We start from the raw sequence: 18,625 nt of genomic DNA, 5'->3' as shown, positions 1-18,625 counted from the left end.
GTTTGCGAATGTTGCGAATTGGGCGCGGATCGGGTATTAAAAACCACCATGAGCGGAAAGCTATATATCGGCCACAAATTGCGGCGCCTGCGGGAACGCCATGCCTTAAGTCAGGCGGCTTTAGCCACCCGGTTGGGCGTATCCCCCAGTTATCTCAACCAAATCGAAAACAATCAGCGCCCGTTGACGGTGCCGGTTCTTTTGCGGATCGCGCAGGTTCTCGATGTCGACCTCGCCAGACTTGTCGAGGACGAAGAATCACGGCTTGTCGCCGATTTGCGCGAGGCGTTGAACGACCCCCTGTTCGGTGGCGATGGCATTCCGCTGGCCGAATTGCGTAACGCCGCCGCCGCCTCGCCCGATCTGGCCAAGCGGGTGTTGGCCCTCTATCGCAGTTTCCGTCAGGCCGACGAACGTCTGCACGCATTGACCGAGGATCTGTCAAAAGGCGGCGGCGAGATGCGCACCGGCCGCGCTCACTTCCCGTATGAAGAGGTGCGCGACTTTTTTTTACTACCGGGACAATTACGTTGGCGGGTTGGACGAAGCCGCCGAGGCGCTGGCGAAGGCCGAGGGGTTCAATCTCGGCCAGATGTATAACGACCTGGCTGCCTATCTCGACATCCACCTCGGCGTCCGGGTGCGGGTGATCCCCGCCGACGAGGCAGAGGGGATGCGGCATTTCGATCCGGTCGCGGGCACGCTGACCCTGTCGTCGCAATTGCCGATGCCGTCGCGCAATTTTCACCTCGCCCACCAGATCGGGATTTTGGCCTATCGCTCGCTGATTGACGGGATCGTCGAGACCGCCGATCTGTCGTCCGAGGAGGCCAGCGCGATCTGTCGGGTCGAGTTGGCCAATTACTTCGCAGGCGCGCTGTTGATGCCCTATGGCATTTTTGCCGAGCAGGCGCGGGCGCTGAAACACGATATCGAGCAGCTTCAGGGCCGCTTTGGCGCCAGCTTCGAGCAGGTGTGCCACCGCCTCTCGACGCTGCAACGGCCCGGCGCGCGCGGCGTGCCGTTCTATTTCGTCCGGGTCGATCGCGCTGGCAACATCACCAAGCGCCATTCCGCCACCCGCTTTCACTTTACCCGCTTCGGCGGGGCCTGCCCGCAATGGAACGTCCACGAGGCCTTTGCCCAGCCCGGCCGCATCCTGGTCCAGTTGGCGCGGATGCCCGACAATGTCAGCTATGTCTGCATCGCCCGCACCGTGACCCGGCGCGGCGGCGGGTGGAAGCGCCCCGACCGGCTGTGCGCGATCGGCCTGGGCTGCGAGATCGCTCACGCCTCCGATTTCATCTATGCCGCCGGGCTGGATCTCAGCCATGACGAGGCGGCGACCCCGATCGGGGTCAATTGCCGCATTTGCGAGCGCCGCGATTGCCGCCAGCGCGCCTTTCCGCCGATTGGCAGCCGGATCAGCATCGACGAGAACACCCGCGGCTTCGTCCCCTATCAATTCTGCTGAGGGTCCGGGCCGGGGTTACGGTTTGGCGAGGCGGCGGCCGAGGCGGGCCAGTGCCTCACGCAGATCGGGGTCTTCGACCTGGGACAGACTGATCGCGGCAGAGCTGTCGGCGGGCAGCGGCGGCGGTTCGGGTGGCGGCGGCTTGCGCCGTGCCGTTTCGGGCAACGGTCCCTGGATCAGCTTTAAGCGCGCCACCGCGTTCCAGCCGAAATAGCCATTGATCTTTTCAAGGATCAGCGGTTCCAGATGCTGCATCTCCAGCGCGAAAGCCCCCGAGGCGACCTTGACGATCAAGGTGCCGTCGTTGCGTTCCTTGGCCGGAAAGCGGATTCGGACCGGCAAGGTGAAATGAGCGATGGCCGCGCCGACGATGGCGGGCCAGTCGGTGACCAGCGCCCCTTCGGCGAAACCGTGGCGGCCGAACACCGGACGGGTTACCCGGCCGGACGGCACCGCGACCGCCACCAGACCATAGGTGGGGCGGGGGGATGCCGGAGCGGGGGCGGGTTTGGGGGGCAGGGTCATTGGCAGAACCATACCGCAATCGGCCGCGATGCTCTATTGTTCCCCCCATGCCTTTGTCCGACCCCCGTGCCCTGTCCGACCGTCTGCTCGCCTGGTACGACCGCGACCGCCGCCTGCTGCCGTGGCGGGCCGCGCCGGGCGAACCGGCCGACGCCTATCGGGTGTGGCTGTCCGAGGTGATGCTTCAGCAGACCACCGTCGCGGCGGTGATTCCCTATTTCAATGCCTTCCTCGCCCGCTGGCCGACGGTTCAGGCGCTGGCCGCCGCTCCGGTCGAGGAGGTAATGCAGGCCTGGGCCGGACTGGGCTATTACGCCCGCGCCCGCAACCTCCACCAATGCGCCAAGACGGTGACGGAATGGCGCGGCGGCCACTTTCCCGAGGACGAGGAGAGTTTACGCCGCCTGCCCGGAATCGGCGATTACACTGCCGCCGCGATTGCCGCGATTGCCTTCGGGCACCACGCGGTGGTGGTTGATGGCAATGTCGAGCGGGTGATGGCGCGGCTGTTCGCGGTGACCGATCCGCTGCCGGGGGTCAAGCCGCGTTTGAAAGCGCTGGCCGCAGCAGTGACGCCGACGGAGCGGGCAGGCGATTACGCCCAGGCGGTGATGGATCTGGGGGCGACCCTGTGCAGTCCGCGCAGCCCGGCTTGCGGCCTGTGTCCGTGGCGCGAGTCCTGCCAGGGACTGGCCCAGGGGATCGAGGGCAGCTTGCCAGCCCGTACGCCGAAGCCGGAACGGCCGACCCGTCGCGGCATCGCCTTCTGGAGTGTCGCCCGCGACGGATCGGTGCTTTTGCGCCGTCGCCCGCCCCAGGGTTTGCTGGGCGGGATGATGGAGGTTCCCTCGACCGAGTGGCGGCCCGAAGCCTGGGCGCTGGACGAGGCCCTGGCCTCCGCCCCGCTGTCTGCCGCCCGGCTGGCCGAGCCATGGCGGCCGCTCCCCGGGCTGGTCCGCCATACCTTTACCCATTTTCACCTCGAACTGACGGTGGTGGCGGCGCGGGCGACCGGCCAGCCCCCCGTGCGTGGCCTGTGGTGCCCACTCGACCGGCTGGCCGAGCAGGCGTTGCCGACCCTGATGCGCAAGGTGGTCCGCCTCGCTTTGTCCAAGGCTTATTGAACCGGAGACGTCCGATGTCGCGCTTGGTTGCCGTCTTTTCCCTGGCCGTGCTGGGGCTGCTTGCCGCCGCGCCGGTATTTGCCCAATCCTCGCAGGCACCGGAACCGACCGAGCGGCTGGTGATGATCCCGCCCGAGGGCTGGGTCGGCGGCGGGGCCTCGTCCGGTCGCAACACCGTGTCCACCCACATGTTTCCGCCCGGCCAGACCAGCGAGAACTGGACCGAGATGTTGACGATCCAGGTGATCGCCGATCCTCGAGCCGAGGCCCGCGCCTTTGTCCAGCGGGTGGTCGATGCCAGCCGCGCCGGGTGCGATGCTTCCGGCCCCAGTCCGGCGACCGAAGGGATGACCAACGATTATCCCGTTGCCACTCTGACCGTCACCTGCACCCGGGGCCATCAATCCGGCAAGGGCGGTATCGTCGCGGTCAAGGCGATCCGGGGCAAACAGGCGCTGTTCGTGGTCGAGCGGCTGTGGCGCGGCCCGGCTTTCGCCCGCGACGACAGCCCGCCGATCCCCAAGGCGATGTTGCTGGAATGGTCGACGTTTTTGCGCAGCGTCTCGTTGTGCGATCAGGCCGATCCGGCCCGCCATCCCTGCCCGCGGTAAAGCCTCGGGTCAGACCGGATCGTCCTGGCGGGTCTCGCGGCTTTTGCCCAGTTCGGTGGTGAAGACGCAGGTGGTTTGCAACACGCCGATCGCTCCGGCCAGTCGGCCCTTCGCCTCGATCTGGTCCGGATTGGTGGCGCGCAGGCGGCGCAGATCGATCAGCATCCGCATCAGGGCGCGGGCGGGCAGGGCCCCCAGCGGCGGCGGGGCCGGAGCCTGACCGGGAAAGGCGTCGTGGAGGGCGGCCAGAGCGGTGGCAATATAATCGCGATCGGCCGGTTCAAGCGGCAAAACCCGGTCCGGAGCAAGCCGGACCAACCGTTCACCGGAAAAATCGATGGGAGGGCTGTCCATGATCGGCCGTCCTTGCATCAGTCTTTCGGAGGGCGCGGCGCCTCCGTCCTTAATATGGGGGATCGGAAGCGATCCGGGAAGTCCTGGCCTGCGCCCTGGCGGCTTGAGGGCGAACGCGGCGCGTGCGAAGCTGCCGCGATGAGAGATCCCCTTTCCTATCGCGGCGGCGCGCTCGACCGGGCCAACCTGTTGCGCCATGCCGCCGACCCGGCCGAACTGGCCCGCCACCCCGGCGCTCGCTTCCTGGTCTATTGGCGCGGCCTTCACCCGGTCGATCCGGCTCGTCCGGTCGCCCTGCGGCTGGAGCCTGCGCAGGTGCTGCCGCTGATTGCCGCGTTCGATCCCCCCGCTTTGTTGCTGGGGATCGAGGCCGAGGCCCCGCTGATCGCGCTCGATCTGTCGGCGATGGACGGGCACGGCGACAGCGGCCCTCCCCTTGACCCCTCGGGTGGCTGGACGTGGCAGGGCCTGCGGGCGTTCGGCGCTCACTTGCCCGCCCCCGAAACCGCTCTGCTCGCTTATGCGCGGGGGATGTTGCTGTGGCGGTCGCGCACCCGCTTCTGCTCGGTCTGCGGTGCGACGCTGCGGTTCGAGGAGGGCGGGCATGTCGGCACCTGCACCAATGCCGCCTGCGCCACCCAACATTATCCCCGCACCGATCCGGCGGTAATCGTCCTGGTGGTCGATCCGGCCGGGCGGGTGTTGCTGGGACGGCAGCCGCAATGGACCCCCGGTCTTTATTCCTGCCTGGCCGGATTCGTCGAGCCGGGTGAAGCGTTGGAAGAAGCGGCGGCCCGCGAAGTGTTCGAAGAAGCCGGAGTTCAGATCGGCGACGTCCGCTATGTCGCCAGCCAGCCCTGGCCGTTTCCCTCCTCGCTGATGGTCGGCTTTACCGCCACCGCCTCAGGCGCCGATCCGGTGCCAGACAAACGCGAGATCGAAGACGTCCGCTGGTTCACCCGCGCCGAACTCGACCGGTTCGGCAGTACGGGCACCCCCGGTCCCGACGGCCATTTGCTCCCCGGCCCGGATTCGATTGCCCGCCTGCTGATCGAACGTTGGCGGCGGGGGTAAGAGCCGGTAAAGGAAAACACCCTATCCGTCTTGGCTGGCCCCCGGGTCAAGCCCGGGGGTGACGGTCCCAAATGGTAATACCGTCAAAACGGACAACCCCTAACCCAGCGCGCGGGCCAGCCGCTCGAATCCGGTCTCGTCGCCGGGCAGGCCGACCCGCAGCCAGTCCGGCTGAAAGTCAAAGGCGCGGACCAGGATGCCCGCTTGCCCCAGCCGTTCCCACAGAAGCGCCGCCTCGGGATGGCGGACCAGGGTGAACAGCGGAGTGCCGCCGACCAACTCCAGCCCCGCCGAGGTCAGCAGACCGACCAGCCGGTCATGATCGGCGGCAAGCCGGGCGCGGTTGGCTTCGGCCCAGGCATCGTCGGCCAGCGCGGCGGCTCCGACTGCCAGCGCCGGTCCCGACACCGCCCAGGGGCCAAAGCCCCGGCGCAGCCCCTCGGCCAGCCCGGCTTCGGCGGTGACGGCAAAGCCCAGCCGCAGCCCGGCCAGCCCATGGAACTTGCCGAACGAGCGCAACACCAATGTTGCCGCTGGCAGTGACGGGATCAGCGACAGCTCTGGGTAGGGATCGGCGAAGGCCTCGTCGATCACCAGCAGACCGCCCGCCTGGGCAAAGCGGGCCGCCAGCCCGATCAGATCGGCGGGGGCAAAGCGGCGGCCGGTCGGGTTGTTGGGATTGACCACGACCAGCACCCCGGCGGGATCGGCGGCGGCGGGATCGTCGATCGAGACGACGGCATGACCGGCCGCGCTCCAGGCGCGGGCGTGCTCGGCATAGGTCGGGGTCAGGATCGCGACCGGACCCGGCGGGCGCAGCCGGGGCAGCGCCTGGATCAGGGCCTGACTGCCGGGCGCGGCGACGATCTCGGCGGCCGCTCCGGCAACGAAGCGATGACGCGCGGCAGAGATCAGCGCCGCCTCGTCATCGCCGCCCGGCAACCGGGTCCACAAAGCGGGCGCAAGCGGCGGCAGCGGATAGGGATGGGGATTGATCCCGGTCGAGAGGTCGAGCCAGCCCAAATCCGGACGGCCCCAGCGGCGCAGGGCGGCGGCGAGATCGCCCCCATGCAACGGCAGCGCGGCGGCGGGCGGCGGGGAAACGGGCATCGGACGGACTCCGGACTGGCGGAAACAGGCGAGCAGGGAAGCAGTCCCGACCCCTGCCGGTCAACCGCCATGGGCAGAAATCTGGGGGGCGGACAACGCGGAGCGAAGCGGTCGGAAATCTCCCCCTGGCAGGAATGTCACACTCTCGTCATTTCGGGGGTAAGGCGGTTTACAGCGCTGATGACGGCTGATATACGGAAGCCGGTTTTTCGGAGCGAAAGTCGTGTCGCGCGGGCAGGTCCGGGGGGCGAGGCCCCTGGTCCAGGGATGCCCGGCAGGTCGAATTTCTGGCGTCCTCGCCGCCGCTGGTCACGCACGCTCCACGGATATATCACCATGAAAATTCTCGCCTGTAATAGCAACCGGCCGCTCGCCGAAGCGATCGCCGAGTATCTCAACATGTCTCTGACCAAAGCGGTGGTACGCCGCTTCTCGGACATGGAAGTGTTCGTCGAAATTCACGAGAACGTTCGTGGCGAAGACGTTTTTCTGGTCCAATCGACCTGCTTCCCCGCCAACGACAATCTGATGGAATTGCTGGTGACGCTGGACGCGCTGCGGCGCGGCTCGGCCCGGCGCATCACCGCCGTCGTTCCCTATTTCGGCTATGCCCGCCAGGACCGCAAGTCCAGCCCGCGCTCGCCGATCTCGGCCAAGCTGGTCGCCAATCTGATCACCACCGCCGGGGCGGACCGCGTCGTGACCCTTGATCTCCATTCCGGGCAGATCCAGGGCTTTTTCGACATTCCGCTCGACAACCTCTATGCCGCGCCGGTGTTCACCAACGATATCCGCGCCCATTACACCGGCGATGATGTGATGGTGGTGTCGCCCGACGTCGGCGGCGTCGTCCGCGCCCGCGCCATTGCCCGCCGCATCGATGCCGATCTGGCGATCATCGACAAGCGCCGCGAAAAGGCCGGGGTGTCCGAGGTGATGAACATCATCGGCGACGTTCGCGGTCGCCGCTGCATCATGGTTGACGACATCGTCGATTCGGCCGGAACCTTGTGCAACGCCGCCGAGGCGCTGATGAAGGCCGGGGCGACCTCGGTGTCGGCCTATGTCACCCATGGCGTGTTGTCGGGTGGCGCGGTTGCCCGCGTCACCGCCTCGCCGCTCGAAGAACTGGTGATTACCGATTCGATCCCGGCGACCGAATCGGTGAAGCTGGCCCACAACATCCGCCATGTCACCATCGCGCCGTTGATGGCCGAATCGATCCAGCGCATCAGCGAGGAACGCTCGGTTTCCAGCCTGTTCGATTAAGGCCGGATTCTTAACCGTCGTGGCCGGGCTTGACCCGGCCACCCACGCGGGTGTCGCCCAATCCAAAGCTACCCGTGACTTTTCGGCGGTGCCACATTGACCCCCGGATCAAGCCTGGGGGGACGGTTCCAATCGGCGATACCGTCAAAATCTGACACGCTCGAAGGACGGTTGGGGCTGGATTTCTGATCCGCGCGAGACAAAAAAGGGCCGGAGCGGTGACGCTCCGGCCCTTTTCGTTACCGGCTTTTACCGCCGGGATTACTTCTTCAGGTAGTCGCGGGCCAGAACCTCGGCGATCTGCACCGCGTTCAGGGCGGCGCCCTTGCGCAGATTGTCGGCGACGCACCAGAAGGACAGGCCGTTCTTCACCGTCGGGTCCTTGCGGATGCGGCTGACGAAGACGGGATCGTCGCCGGTGGTCTCGACCGGGGTGGCATAGCCGCCGGGCTCGCGGGTATCGAGCACCACCACGCCGGGAGCGTTACGCAGGGCGTCGGTCGCCTGTTCGACACTGACCGGACGGGCGAACTCGACATTGACCGCTTCGGAATGGCTGACGAACACCGGGACGCGGACGCAGGTGGCGTGCACGGCGATGTCGGGATCGAGAATCTTGCAGGTCTCGACCACCATCTTCCATTCTTCCTTGGTCGAGCCGTCATCCATGAAGACGTCGATCTGGGGAATCACGTTGAAAGCGATCTGCTTCGGGAACTTCTGCGGGGTGATCGCATCGTTGACGAAGATGGCGCGGGTCTGTTCGAACAGCTCGTCCATCGCTTCCTTGCCACCGCCCGACACCGACTGATAGGTCGAGACGACGACGCGGGAGATCTTGCCCAGATCGTGCAGCGGCTTCAATGCCACCACCATCTGGATCGTCGAGCAATTGGGGTTGGCGATGATGCCGCGCTTCTTGTACCCGGCGATCGCCTGGGGATTGACCTCGGGCACCACCAGCGGCACGTCGGGTTCCATCCGGAAGTGCGAGGTGTTATCGATGACGACGCATCCGGCGGCGGCGGCGCGGGGGCTGTGGATCGCCGAGACCTTGGCTCCGGGCGACGACAGGGCGATGTCCCATCCCTTGAAGTCGAACTTGGCGAGGTCCTTGACCTTCAGAACCTTGTTATCGCCGAACGAAACCTCGCGGCCGACCGAACGCTCGCTCGCCAGAGCGACGATGTCGTCGATCGGGAAGTCGCGCTCGGACAGCGTCTGCAAAATCTCGCGGCCGACATTGCCGGTGGCGCCGATTACCGCAACCTTGTAGCCCATCGTCTGTAACTCTCCGTTGTTCGGGGCCGCCCGGCCTGCCCGTTCCGTGGCACCATCCGGATACGGAAAGGCCCGCAGAGCGCGCTATCGCCGCGGGCCTTGGTCGTTTTGTCGTGACGAACCGGCCCGCGTCAGGCGGTCTTGGAAGTGCCGGTTTTGAAAAGGGTGCGAAGGAACGCCGCCGGGGCAAGACCCCGGGCCAAGTCAGCATCCGTAGCGTTGCGGCGCCGCATCATGACGTCCTCCATCAAAGGCGATGCTTACCGGAACCGGCCCCCAGGCGCAAGCGGAAAGGGGGGCGGATGCGGTCCAGTGCATCACGCTTTAAGTTCCGGCTTGGGCGGGGGCGTGACGCGCAGGGCGGTGATCTGGTTACGCTGACGCCGGGCGATCTCGAACCGGAAGCCATAGAAGCGGAAGACCTGACCGACTTCGGGAATCCGCCGCGCTTCGTGCAGCACCAGACCGGCGATGGTGGCTGCCTCTTCGTCGGGCAGCCGCCATTCGAACTCGCGGTTAAGGTCGCGGATCGGCACCGCGCCGTCGATGATGAAGGTGCCGTCCGATTGCGGCCGCACCCCGGCAACGGCGATATCGTGTTCGTCAACGATGTCGCCGACGATTTCCTCCAGGATATCTTCCAGCGTCACCACCCCCATCAACGAGCCGTACTCGTCGACCACCAGGGCGAAATGTTCGCGCCGCTGACGGAAGGCCTGAAGCTGTTCCTGCAACGTCGTCGAATCCGGGATGAACCATGGATCGGAGGCCAGGGCACAGACGTCGAGGCCCTCGATACCCTCGTCGCGGGCGCGGACGGCGCGCAACATGTCCTTGGCGTGGATCACGCCGACGATATTGTCGGGATCGTCGCGCCACAGCGGTAGCCTTGTATAGGGGCTGACGATCACCTGATCGAGGATTTCGGCGGCGGATTGCCCGGCATCGATGGTGACGAGGTTGCGGCGGTGGGTCATCACCTGCCCGACTTCGACATCGGCCAGTTCGAGGATCGAGCGCAGCATCCGCCGCTCTTCGCGCACTTCGGCCTCGCCGGCATGGACTTCGATCGCGCCGCGCAATTCCATCATCGAGGCTTCGGGGGTGATCGCGGTGCCGTTCCCCGCCCGGAACAGGCGGAAGATCAGCCGGACGATCAGCTCGATGGCGCGGACCACCGGGGTGAACACCAGCACCACCGCCGTTACCGGCGCGGCGACCAGGAGTGCCACTTTGTTGGCGTGATAGATCGCATAGGTCTTGGGCAGCACCTCGCCGAACAGCACGACGATTACCGTCATCCCCACCGTCGCATAGACGATACCGGCATCGCCGAACAGTCCGACCATCAGACCGGCGGCCAGCGACGAGGCGAGGATATTGACCAGATTGTTGCCGAGCAGCAGCGAACCGAGCAGACGGTCGCGGGTCTTCAGCAGGGTGTTGACCCGTTTGGCCGAGCGGCTGCCGTCGCGCTCCATCTGATGCATCAGCGGTTTCGACACCGCCGTCAACGCCGTTTCGGAACCCGAAAAGAACGCCGACAAAACCTGGAGCAGGATGACGGCGAGCAGGGTCAGGGTCAGTCCATCCATGCGCCTATCTCCCGGCGGCCATCTCCGCCAGCAGGGTCGCCAGCGTGTCTTCGGGCACGTCGCGCGACAGGAAGCCGCCGCCGATGCCCCGGGCCAGGACGAAGGTCATGGCACCGTCTTTGACTTTCTTGTCGCCGCGCATGTGGCCGATCAGCCGGGCGACGTCCCACAGCCGGGGACCGGCCAGACCGGACGGCAGACCGACCGAATCGAGGTGGCGGACCAGCCGCTCGGCATCGGCTGCGGGCGACAGACCCAGCATCGCCGACAGGCGCAGCGCCATCACCATACCGATCGCGACGCCTTCGCCATGAAGCAATTCGTCGGAGAAGCCGGTTTCGGCCTCTAGCGCATGGCCGAAGGTGTGACCGAGATTGAGCAGGGCGCGGACACCGCCTTCGCGTTCGTCGGCGGCGACGATCCGGGCCTTGGCCCGGCACGAGGTCGCCACCGCGTGGCGGCGGGCCTCGGCATCGCCCGCGATCAGCGCGGCCCCGTTGGCTTCCAGCCAGGTGAAGAAGTCGGGATCGTCGATGATCCCGTATTTGACCACTTCGGCATAGCCCGCCAACACCTGACGGCGAGGCAGGGTATCGAGCAAAGCGGTATCGGCCAGCACCAGTCGGGGCTGGTGGAAGGCACCGACCAGATTTTTGCCGTGGCGGGTGTTGATCCCGGTCTTGCCGCCAACCGAGCTATCGACCTGAGCCAGCAGAGTGGTGGGGATCTGGACGAAATCGACGCCCCTCAGCAGGATCGAGGCGGCAAAGCCGGTCAGATCGCCGACGACGCCGCCGCCCAGGGCAACGATCAGAGTGCCGCGTTCGACCCGGGTCGACAGCATCGCGTCGAGCAGCGCTTCGAGGTGGGGGAAGTCCTTGGTCTTTTCCCCGGCGGGCATCACCGTATGCATCGGCATCGCCCCGGCGGCGGCCAGACTGCGTTCGAGCCGTTCCAGGTACAGCGGCGCGACCTGATCGTCGGTGACGATCAGGACCCGGTTGCCCGACATCACCGGCAAGATCAGCTCGCCCGCGCGGTCGAGCAGGCCGGGGCCGATATGAATCGGATAGGTCCGGTCGCCGAGGTCGACCGTTACGGTTTCGGAACTCATCTCGTTACCTCTCCTGCGGTCTCGGCCGCGTTCAGATAGTCGGCGAGGCCGGTCAGCACGCGGGCGACGGTGGCGTCCGGGGCTTCGTCGGTCGAATCGACAATGATATCGGCTTCGGCATAGATCGGGTGGCGGGTTTCGATCAGACGCCCCAGAATTTCCGCCGGGTCGCCCTGTTTCAGCAGCGGGCGGTGATCGCGCCCGACCGTCCGCTTCAGCAGCAGGGGCAGATCAGCGCGAATCCACACCGACACCGCGCCCTCCAGAATGCGGGCGCGGGTGGTGGGATCAATAAAGGCCCCGCCGCCGGTGGCGAGGATCATCGGCTCCTGATCGAGCAGGCGGGCAATCACCTTGCGCTCGCCCTCGCGGAAGGAGGCTTCGCCATGGCGGGCGAAATAATCGCTGATGGTGCAGCCCGCCGCTGTCTCGAACGCGGTGTCGGCATCGACGAAGGCCAGATTCAGCCGGGCGGCCAGACGGCGGCCGACGCAGGACTTGCCCGCGCCCATCAGTCCGACCAGCACTACGGTGCGCTTGATCCGACCGTCCAGCGCCGCCGCTAACGGGCTCAGATCATCGGCCATCATGCCACCTCCATCGGTTGTCCGGTCCCGGCCGCGCGACCGGCGTTGATCGACGGAGGCGGGGCCGATAGACTGCCCAAGGTTCACCCTGCACGGGTCCTGGCGTGTTCGCTCATGGCCCGGTGCGGAAATCAAGGGGGCAGGGTGCCCCAATCCGCCGCTTTTAGCCGCGTGGAGCCGGGTCTGTCCAGAAGTCGATGCTGTGTGTCGTTCGATGAGGTTCGTCGTTTCCCATGATTAGAATTATCGGTCTTGCCATTATCCTGTTGCTGGCGGTGATTGCCGGTGGCGTTTTGATTGTTTCGGCCTGGGATCCGTCGCCGCCGACGGCGCGGATCGAACGAGTGGTTCCGGATGACCATTTCCCGCGCTGATCGCCTGCGGGCGCTGATCCTGGCCCTGTCGCTGTCGGCGACGGCGGCTGCCGCGCAACCCTCCGATAGCGGGCCGGGGTCGGCGTCGCTTGCCGACGATATTATCTATGCTCCCCGTCAGAGCGACGGCGAGGCGCGGTTCGAGGTGCGCGAACTCAGCGCGCCCGACCCTGAATCCGTCGGGATTCTCGACGACCGTCACGGCGGTCTGGGCAGCGCGCTGTGGGGCGGGACCAATGCCGCCACCGTCCGCCGCCTGCTGCCGCGTTTGCCGGTGACCGAATCGCGGGCGGCGCGGGCGCTGTCCCGTCGTCTGTTGCTGACCGCCGCCGCCGCGCCGGACAAGTTGGGCACCGAGTCGCCGTCATTGCTGGACTTGCGGGCCGAACGGCTGGCCGCTTTGGGCGAAACCGAGGGTCTGGCCGCGCTGCTGAAGGCGGTGCCGGCGGGGGTGGTCTCGCCCGCTTTGTCGCGGGTCAAGGTCGAATCGCTGCTGCTGTCCGGCGACGACAAGGGGGCCTGTGCCGAAATCGCCGCCCGTGGTCTCGACGATTCCCGCTTCAAGGTGTTTTGCGCCCTGTCCGGCGGCAAGGTACTCGAAGCGAACATGGCGCTCGATCTGATGCGCGACCGCAAAGACTCCGACGCCACCTTTATCATCGCCGCCGATGCGATGGCGGGGACGCCGCCGCCCAAGCTCGACAAGCTGACCGCGCTGACCCCGCTCCACGTTGCCGCCTTCCGCGCCGCCAAGATTGCCCTGCCGCCCGATGCGGTGCCGACTCTGGCCCCTGGGGCGCTGGCGGCAATCGTTGCCAATCCGCTCAATGCGCTGGAGGTTCGCCTCCTCGCCGCCGAGCGTGCCGAAGCGCTGGGACTGGTCGATACCGACACCTTGCGCCGCCTCTATGCCGAGCTGACCTTCAACGCAGCCGAGGCGCAACTGGCCCAGTCTCAGGGCGACCGCACCCCGCGCGGCCGAGCTTTGTTGTTGCGCTCGATTCCGGCCGAACCCAGCCCGGCGGCGCGGGCCGGTCTGATCGCCCGCGTTCTCGCCACCGCGACCGAGCGGGGGGCCTTTGCCGCCACCGCCCGGCTTTATGCGCCGATGATCGCCGATCTGGCCCCCACGCCTGATCTTGCCCCCTCGGCCTCGCCGCTGGCCCGTGCCCTGATCGCCGCCGGACGGGCCGAAACCGCCGGGGGATGGCTGGCCGTTGCCAAAAGCGATCCTGAAGCGGCCAAGGCGGCGAAGCCGGTGGCGCTGCTGGCCCGGCTGGCCCGGCCGTCTTCCGAGTCCGCTCCGATCGAGTTGCCGCCCGCCGACGGGCTGGCTCCCGACGCTGCCAGCCGCCGCGCCGAAGTGCTGCTGTCGCTGCTGTCCGGGGTGGGGGAGAAGGTGCCGCCCGCATTGTGGCTGGCCTCGCTGCGCGATCCGGCCGTCGCCCCCGCTCTGGTGCCGCGCCCGGCGCTTCGGGCGATGGCGCGCGCCGCCGCCGAGGATGTGCGGACCGGCGAAACGGTGTTGCTGACCCTGGTCGGGTTGGGCGACAGTGGGCTGGACCGGGCCGATCCCGAGATGCTGAACCGGGCGGTGACGCATCTCAGGATGGTCGGGCTGGAGCGCGAGGCCCGCGCCTTGGCGGTCGAAGCCGCGCTTGCCAACGGCTTGTGATGGACCGCCACGCCGAGTCCTTTCTGGAGATGATGGCCGCCGAACGCGGCGCGGCGGCCAACACTCTGGATGCCTATCGCCGCGACCTGGAGGATTACCAGGAGTTCCTGGCCTCGCGGGGCGGCTCGCTGCTGACCGCCGATGCCGATGCGGTGCGCGATTGGCTCGCCGATCAGGCGGTGCGGGGGATGGCGCCCCGGACTCAGGCGCGGCGGCTGTCCTGCCTGGGGCAGTTCCACGCCTTTCTGGTCGCCGAGGGCCGCCGGGCCGACGATCCGACCTCGCAGGTCGATGCCCCCCATGTCGGGCGGCCGCTGCCGAAAATCTTGAGCGAAAGCGCGGTCGAGTCCCTGCTGGCTGCCGCCCGCGCTTTGCCCGATGCCGAGGGGGTGATGGCCAGCGCTTTGCTTGAGACCCTCTATGCCACCGGGCTGCGCGTGTCGGAACTGGTCGGGCTGCCGTTCGCGGCGGTGGCACGCGATCCCGCTTTGCTGGTGGTGCGCGGCAAGGGATCGAAGGAGCGGATGGTGCCGCTGTCCGATCCGGCGCGGGCCGCTTTGGCCTCGTGGCGGTCAGTGCGCGAGGCTCAACTCGACGGGCGCGCTTCGCCTTGGCTGTTTCCGTCGCGGGGGCGCAGCGGCCATCTGACCCGTTCCGGCTTTGCCAAGATGCTGACCCGGATCGCGGTGAAGGCCGGGATCGACCCGTTGCACCTGTCGCCCCATGTCCTGCGCCACGCCTTCGCCAGCCATCTGCTGGCGGGCGGGGCCGATCTGCGGGTGGTTCAGGCGATGCTGGGGCACGCCGATATCGCCACCACCGAAATCTATACCCACGTTCAGGAAGACCGGCTGGTCCGGCTGGTTCAGGGACACCACCCCCTGGCCGCCGCTTCGACCGGGCGGGGGTGAGGCTGTGATGCCGCTGACCCAGGATGCCGACCTGCGCCAGCGTCGCGCCGCCAACCCCGCCGCCAGCGTGTGGGTGGCCGCCAGCGCCGGGACCGGCAAGACCAAGGTGCTGACCGACCGGGTGCTGACCCTGCTGCTGGCGGGATCGCCGCCGTCCCGCCTGCTGTGCCTGACCTTTACCAAGGCCGCCGCCGCTGAAATGGCGTTGCGGTTGAACCGGCGGCTGGCGCGCTGGGCCACCGCGTCCGATCCGGTGCTGGCCGCCGATCTGACCGCGTTGCTGGGCCGCCCCCCGACCCGGCCGAAAGTGTGCGGGCGCGCCGCCTGTTCGCCCTGGTGCTCGATGCGCCGGGGGGAATGGCGATCCTGACGATTCATGCCTTCTGCCAATCGCTGCTGCGCCGTTTTCCGCTGGAAGCCGGGATCGCGCCCCACTTCCGGGTGATGGACGAAGCCGACGCCGCCGAGGCGCTGGAAGCGGCGAAAATGGAGGTCCTGGCGGCGGCCCGCGGCGGCACCGATGCCGATCTGGCCCGCGCTCTGGCGCTGGTAACGGCGCGGGTCCATGAAACCGCCTTTCCCGATCTGCTGGGAGAATTGTCGTCGGATCGGGGACGGCTTGACCGCACCATCCGCCGTCACGGCGGGCTGGAGGGAGTGAAAGCGGCGCTGGCCCGCCGCCTCGGGCTGGACCCGAACGACAGCGTCGCCAGCGTGCTGAACGGGGCCTGCGCCGACGAGTCGTTCGATGTCGCCGGTCTGCGTGCCGCGCTGGCGGGGTTGCAGGGCGGGGGGAAGACCGATCAGGACAAGGCGGCGGTGATGGCGGCGTGGCTGGCCGATCCGGCCGGGCGCGTCGATAGTTTCGACTCGTGGTGCGCGGTGTTCCTGACCCGCGAGGGAGCCGTGCGCAAGACCCTGGCGACCAAGCCGGTGCGGGAGTCCAATCCCGGACTGGCCGAACGGCTGGAGACCGAGGCGCTGCGGCTGGCGGCGCTCTCCGAGCGGATCAAGGCGGCGGCAATTGCCGAGGCGACCGGCGCGTTGCTGACGCTGGGGGCGGCGCTGCTTGAGGCCTATCGCCGTCACAAGGCGGCCCGTGCCGCGATGGATTACGACGATCTGATCCTGGCGGCGCGGGGGTTGCTGGCGCGGCCGGGGGTGGCACCGTGGGTGCTGTACAAGCTGGACGGCGGCATCGACCATATTCTGATCGACGAGGCCCAGGACACCAATCCCGATCAATGGGCGGTGGTGGCGGCGCTGACCGAGGAGTTTTTCGTCGGGCGCGGCGCGCGCGAGATCGTCCGCACCGTGTTTGCCGTCGGCGATGCCAAGCAATCGATCTATTCGTTCCAGCGCGCCGATCCCCGCGCCTTCGAGGAGATGCGCGCCCGCTTTGCCGAGAAGGTTCCGGCGGCGAAAGGCAGCTGGGACGAGGTGGCGCTGAACCTGTCGTTCCGTTCGGGTCGGGCGGTGCTGGATGCGGTCAATGCGGTGTTCGGGCCGGGCAGTCCCGGCCGTGACGGCGTTGCCGGTCTGGACGAGGACATCACCCATCTTGCCCACCGCCAGGGCGCGGCGGGCTCGGTCGAGATCTGGCCCGCCGTCGCCCCCCGCGCCATCGACGATGCGCCGCCGTGGAAGCCGCCGGTCGAGCGGATCAGAGGCGATTCGCCGCCGACCCGGCTGGCCCGGCTGCTGGCCCGGCGCATCCGGGCGATGATCGACGGCGAAAGGCTGGAGTCACGCGGGCGTCCGGTCCGGGCGGGCGACGTGCTGGTGCTGGTGCGCCGTCGCGGCGGCTTTGTTGAGGATCTGGTTCGCGAACTGAAATCGCAGAAGGTCGCGGTGGCCGGGGCCGACCGAATGGTGCTGGCCGACCAGATGGCGGTGATGGATTTGATGGCGCTGGGCAACGTCCTGCTGCTGCCCGAAGACGATCTGACCCTGGCGACGGTGCTGAAAGGGCCGCTGATCGGTCTCTCGGAGGAACAGGTGTTCGCGCTGGCGCATCGGCGCGGCGATGCGACGCTGTGGGAGACGTTGAAGCGGCGCATCCTCGACGATCCGGCGTTCGAGACCGCCTATCTTTATCTGTTCGATCTGCTGGCGTTGGCTGACCGGCTGTCGCCCCAGGCGCTGTACGCCCGCATTCTCGGGCCGTTGGGCGGCCGCCGCGCTTTGCTGGCCCGGCTGGGGCAAGAGGCCGAGGACGCGATCGACGAGTTCGTTGCCCTGGCCCTGGCGTTCGAGCGGGCGCATCCGCCCTCGCTCCAGGGCTTCCTCCATTGGCTGGAGGCGAGCCAGCCCGAGATCAAGCGCGACCTGGAACAATCCGGCCGCGACGCGGTGCGGATCATGACAGTCCATGGCGCGAAGGGGCTTCAGGCCCCGATCGTGATCCTGCCCGACACGCTCCAGGTGCCGACCCGCAGCGGGCGGTTGCTGTGGCTGGAAGACGAGGGCGGCGACGATCTGCCCGCCTGGCCGCCCCGCGCCGAGGATCAGGACCCGGTCTGCCGCGCCGCCGCCGAGGCGCGCAAGCTGGCCCGGGAGCGCGAATATCGCCGCCTGCTTTATGTCGCGATGACGCGGGCCGAGGACCGGCTGATCGTCTGCGGCTGGCAGACCCGCAAGGCCCCGCCCGAGGGCAGTTGGTACAATCTGATCCGGGGTGCGGTCGAGCCGCTGGCCGAGCCGGTCGAGGATGCGTGGCTGGCCGAGGCGGGCGAGACAATCGATGCGACGGTGCCGACCCTGCGGTGTCAGCAAACGGTGCCGACCGAGTCCGGTGGCGGTGCCGTCGACGAGTCGCGTCCGTCGGCTCCCTTACCCGAATGGGCGCTGGCCCCAGCCGGAGACGAACCGTCGCCGCCGCGTCCGCTGGCTCCCTCGCGTCCCGACGAGGAGGAACCGACGGTGCGCTCGCCGCTCGACGGTCCCGAGGATACCAGACGGTGGCGGCGGGGCTGGCTGATCCACCGCTTGCTCCAGACCCTGCCCGACCTGCCTACGTCGCAGCGGTCCGCCGCGATGGCGAGCTTTCTCGCCCGGCCGCTGTGGGAGTTGAGTGCGACGGAACGGGTGGCGATCGGCGGCGAAGTGGTGGCGATCCTTAACGATTCCGCGTTCGGTGCCTTGTTCGGTCCCTCGGCTCTGGCCGAGGTGCCGCTGATCGGGCGGATCGGCGACCGCATCCTGTCGGGACGGCTGGACCGGCTGGTGGTCAGCGCCACCGAGGTGTTGGCGGTCGATTACAAGACCAACCGCCGCCCCCCGGTCGATCCCGCCGAAATCCCCGCGCTGTATGTCCGCCAGATGGCGGCCTACCGGCTGGCGTTGGCCTGCCTCTATCCCGGTCATGTTATCCGCTGCCTGCTGCTGTGGACCGATGGACCCCGGATGATGGAAATCCCCGCCGCCCGCCTCGACGACGCCCTGGCCGGGATCGTTCCGTCGGAGTGACGTCCGGCGTGGGGCTTGACGGAATGTTCCTCATATGTTCTAAGCGGGACGTGGTGACGGAGCCTGCGATGAATCCTTT

Annotated in this window: 18 protein-coding genes; 11 read left to right on the top strand and 7 right to left on the bottom strand. The window is 67.7% G+C overall.

The genetic code is table 11. The features are described from left to right. Window positions 1–48 precede the first annotated feature (48 nt). Complete coding sequence (locus K678_RS19830) at window positions 49–600, top strand: helix-turn-helix domain-containing protein (protein ID WP_331270945.1); 552 nt, start codon at window positions 49–51, stop codon at window positions 598–600. Further along, window positions 539–1,474 carry a helix-turn-helix domain-containing protein gene (locus K678_RS03630; protein WP_331270944.1) on the top strand — a complete coding sequence of 312 codons (936 nt, stop codon included), beginning with the start codon at window positions 539–541 and terminating at the stop codon, window positions 1,472–1,474. Before K678_RS19830 ends, K678_RS03630 begins: the two co-directional genes overlap by 62 nt. Window positions 1,475–1,489: 15 nt before the next feature. Here K678_RS03630 and K678_RS03625 read toward each other — a convergent pair whose 3' ends face one another. Then, window positions 1,490–1,999, bottom strand: coding sequence for a DUF721 domain-containing protein (locus K678_RS03625; RefSeq protein WP_051185827.1), 510 nt, complete (start codon window positions 1,997–1,999; stop codon window positions 1,490–1,492). Window positions 2,000–2,046: 47 nt separating this feature from the next. Between K678_RS03625 and mutY the strand changes: the two genes are divergently transcribed. Both mutY and K678_RS03615 read left to right on the top strand, forming a co-directional pair. Next, on the top strand, window positions 2,047–3,123 hold the full coding sequence (mutY, locus tag K678_RS03620; RefSeq protein WP_021131105.1) for an A/G-specific adenine glycosylase: 1,077 nt from the start codon (window positions 2,047–2,049) through the stop codon (window positions 3,121–3,123). Window positions 3,124–3,137: 14 nt separating this feature from the next. Beyond that, complete coding sequence (locus K678_RS03615; protein WP_021131104.1) at window positions 3,138–3,734, top strand: hypothetical protein; 597 nt, start codon at window positions 3,138–3,140, stop codon at window positions 3,732–3,734. Window positions 3,735–3,743: 9 nt separating this feature from the next. Here the strand turns inward: K678_RS03615 and K678_RS03610 are convergent, their stop codons facing one another. Further along, entirely contained in the window at window positions 3,744–4,088 is a 345-nt protein-coding gene (locus tag K678_RS03610; protein WP_021131103.1) for a hypothetical protein, read from the bottom strand. A gap of 138 nt (window positions 4,089–4,226) precedes the next feature. Here K678_RS03610 and nudC point away from each other — a divergent pair, with 138 nt between their 5' ends. Then, window positions 4,227–5,162, top strand: a complete 936-nt coding sequence (gene nudC / locus K678_RS03605; RefSeq protein WP_021131102.1) for an NAD(+) diphosphatase — start codon at window positions 4,227–4,229, stop codon at window positions 5,160–5,162. Window positions 5,163–5,261: 99 nt separating this feature from the next. Here the strand turns inward: nudC and cobD are convergent, their stop codons facing one another. Continuing rightward, the gene (gene cobD / locus K678_RS03600; RefSeq protein WP_021131101.1) at window positions 5,262–6,272 is read right to left on the bottom strand and encodes a threonine-phosphate decarboxylase CobD; all 1,011 of its coding nucleotides are present in this window, start codon (window positions 6,270–6,272) and stop codon (window positions 5,262–5,264) included. A gap of 336 nt (window positions 6,273–6,608) precedes the next feature. Here cobD and K678_RS03595 point away from each other — a divergent pair, with 336 nt between their 5' ends. Further along, complete coding sequence (locus K678_RS03595; protein ID WP_021131100.1) at window positions 6,609–7,541, top strand: ribose-phosphate pyrophosphokinase; 933 nt, start codon at window positions 6,609–6,611, stop codon at window positions 7,539–7,541. 261 nt (window positions 7,542–7,802) lie between these two features. On the opposite strand, the gene K678_RS03590 is transcribed toward K678_RS03595, so the two are convergent. The 4 genes from K678_RS03590 to K678_RS03575 form a co-directional block, all read right to left on the bottom strand. Next, complete coding sequence (locus tag K678_RS03590) at window positions 7,803–8,822, bottom strand: aspartate-semialdehyde dehydrogenase (RefSeq protein ID WP_021131099.1); 1,020 nt, start codon at window positions 8,820–8,822, stop codon at window positions 7,803–7,805. 317 nt (window positions 8,823–9,139) lie between these two features. Beyond that, complete coding sequence (locus tag K678_RS03585; protein ID WP_021131098.1) at window positions 9,140–10,417, bottom strand: HlyC/CorC family transporter; 1,278 nt, start codon at window positions 10,415–10,417, stop codon at window positions 9,140–9,142. A gap of 4 nt (window positions 10,418–10,421) precedes the next feature. Then, window positions 10,422–11,531, bottom strand: a complete 1,110-nt coding sequence (gene aroB, locus K678_RS03580; RefSeq protein WP_021131097.1) for a 3-dehydroquinate synthase — start codon at window positions 11,529–11,531, stop codon at window positions 10,422–10,424. Next, window positions 11,528–12,121, bottom strand: a complete 594-nt coding sequence (locus K678_RS03575) for a shikimate kinase (RefSeq protein ID WP_021131096.1) — start codon at window positions 12,119–12,121, stop codon at window positions 11,528–11,530. Before K678_RS03575 ends, aroB begins: the two co-directional genes overlap by 4 nt. 230 nt (window positions 12,122–12,351) lie before the next feature. Between K678_RS03575 and K678_RS18950 the strand changes: the two genes are divergently transcribed. The 5 genes from K678_RS18950 to addA are packed head-to-tail and all read left to right on the top strand — an operon-like array spanning window position 12,352 to window position 18,546. After that, window positions 12,352–12,492 carry a hypothetical protein gene (locus tag K678_RS18950; RefSeq protein WP_021131095.1) on the top strand — a complete coding sequence of 47 codons (141 nt, stop codon included), beginning with the start codon at window positions 12,352–12,354 and terminating at the stop codon, window positions 12,490–12,492. Continuing rightward, window positions 12,473–14,167 (top strand): serine/threonine-protein kinase, encoded by a 1,695-nt coding sequence (locus tag K678_RS03570; RefSeq protein WP_021131094.1) that lies wholly within the window; start codon window positions 12,473–12,475, stop codon window positions 14,165–14,167. Before K678_RS18950 ends, K678_RS03570 begins: the two co-directional genes overlap by 20 nt. Further along, a complete protein-coding gene (locus K678_RS03565) occupies window positions 14,167–15,078 on the top strand; it encodes a site-specific tyrosine recombinase XerD (RefSeq protein WP_021131093.1) in 912 nt (303 codons plus the stop codon). The genes K678_RS03570 and K678_RS03565 overlap by 1 nt, the downstream gene beginning before the upstream one ends. Before the next feature lie 7 nt (window positions 15,079–15,085). Further along, a complete protein-coding gene (locus K678_RS19825; RefSeq protein WP_021131092.1) occupies window positions 15,086–15,448 on the top strand; it encodes a UvrD-helicase domain-containing protein in 363 nt (120 codons plus the stop codon). Beyond that, a complete protein-coding gene (addA, locus tag K678_RS03560) occupies window positions 15,388–18,546 on the top strand; it encodes a double-strand break repair helicase AddA (RefSeq protein ID WP_021131091.1) in 3,159 nt (1,052 codons plus the stop codon). The genes K678_RS19825 and addA overlap by 61 nt, the downstream gene beginning before the upstream one ends. Window positions 18,547–18,625 lie beyond the last annotated feature (79 nt).

This window comes from Magnetospirillum fulvum MGU-K5 (assembly GCF_000442515.1).
Classification (GTDB): Bacteria; Pseudomonadota; Alphaproteobacteria; order Rhodospirillales; family Magnetospirillaceae; genus Phaeospirillum; species Phaeospirillum fulvum_B.
Note: the sequence above shows the minus strand (reverse complement) of the source record. Positions and strands in the feature narration are given on the sequence as shown.

Bases quoted from the DNA above. Each gene is read 5' to 3' on its own strand.
- K678_RS19830 (WP_331270945.1), top strand. From the start codon at position 49: ATGAGCGGAAAGCTATATATCGGCCACAAATTGCGGCGCCTGCGGGAA.
- K678_RS03625 (WP_051185827.1), bottom strand. From the start codon at position 1,999: ATGACCCTGCCCCCCAAACCCGCCCCCGCTCCGGCATCCCCCCGCCCC.
- mutY (WP_021131105.1), top strand. From the start codon at position 2,047: ATGCCTTTGTCCGACCCCCGTGCCCTGTCCGACCGTCTGCTCGCCTGG.
- K678_RS03615 (WP_021131104.1), top strand. From the start codon at position 3,138: ATGTCGCGCTTGGTTGCCGTCTTTTCCCTGGCCGTGCTGGGGCTGCTT.
- K678_RS03610 (WP_021131103.1), bottom strand. From the start codon at position 4,088: ATGGACAGCCCTCCCATCGATTTTTCCGGTGAACGGTTGGTCCGGCTT.
- nudC (WP_021131102.1), top strand. From the start codon at position 4,227: ATGAGAGATCCCCTTTCCTATCGCGGCGGCGCGCTCGACCGGGCCAAC.
- cobD (WP_021131101.1), bottom strand. From the start codon at position 6,272: ATGCCCGTTTCCCCGCCGCCCGCCGCCGCGCTGCCGTTGCATGGGGGC.
- K678_RS03595 (WP_021131100.1), top strand. From the start codon at position 6,609: ATGAAAATTCTCGCCTGTAATAGCAACCGGCCGCTCGCCGAAGCGATC.
- K678_RS03590 (WP_021131099.1), bottom strand. From the start codon at position 8,822: ATGGGCTACAAGGTTGCGGTAATCGGCGCCACCGGCAATGTCGGCCGC.
- K678_RS03585 (WP_021131098.1), bottom strand. From the start codon at position 10,417: ATGGATGGACTGACCCTGACCCTGCTCGCCGTCATCCTGCTCCAGGTT.
- aroB (WP_021131097.1), bottom strand. From the start codon at position 11,531: ATGAGTTCCGAAACCGTAACGGTCGACCTCGGCGACCGGACCTATCCG.
- K678_RS03575 (WP_021131096.1), bottom strand. From the start codon at position 12,121: ATGATGGCCGATGATCTGAGCCCGTTAGCGGCGGCGCTGGACGGTCGG.
- K678_RS18950 (WP_021131095.1), top strand. From the start codon at position 12,352: ATGATTAGAATTATCGGTCTTGCCATTATCCTGTTGCTGGCGGTGATT.
- K678_RS03570 (WP_021131094.1), top strand. From the start codon at position 12,473: ATGACCATTTCCCGCGCTGATCGCCTGCGGGCGCTGATCCTGGCCCTG.
- K678_RS03565 (WP_021131093.1), top strand. From the start codon at position 14,167: ATGGACCGCCACGCCGAGTCCTTTCTGGAGATGATGGCCGCCGAACGC.
- K678_RS19825 (WP_021131092.1), top strand. From the start codon at position 15,086: ATGCCGCTGACCCAGGATGCCGACCTGCGCCAGCGTCGCGCCGCCAAC.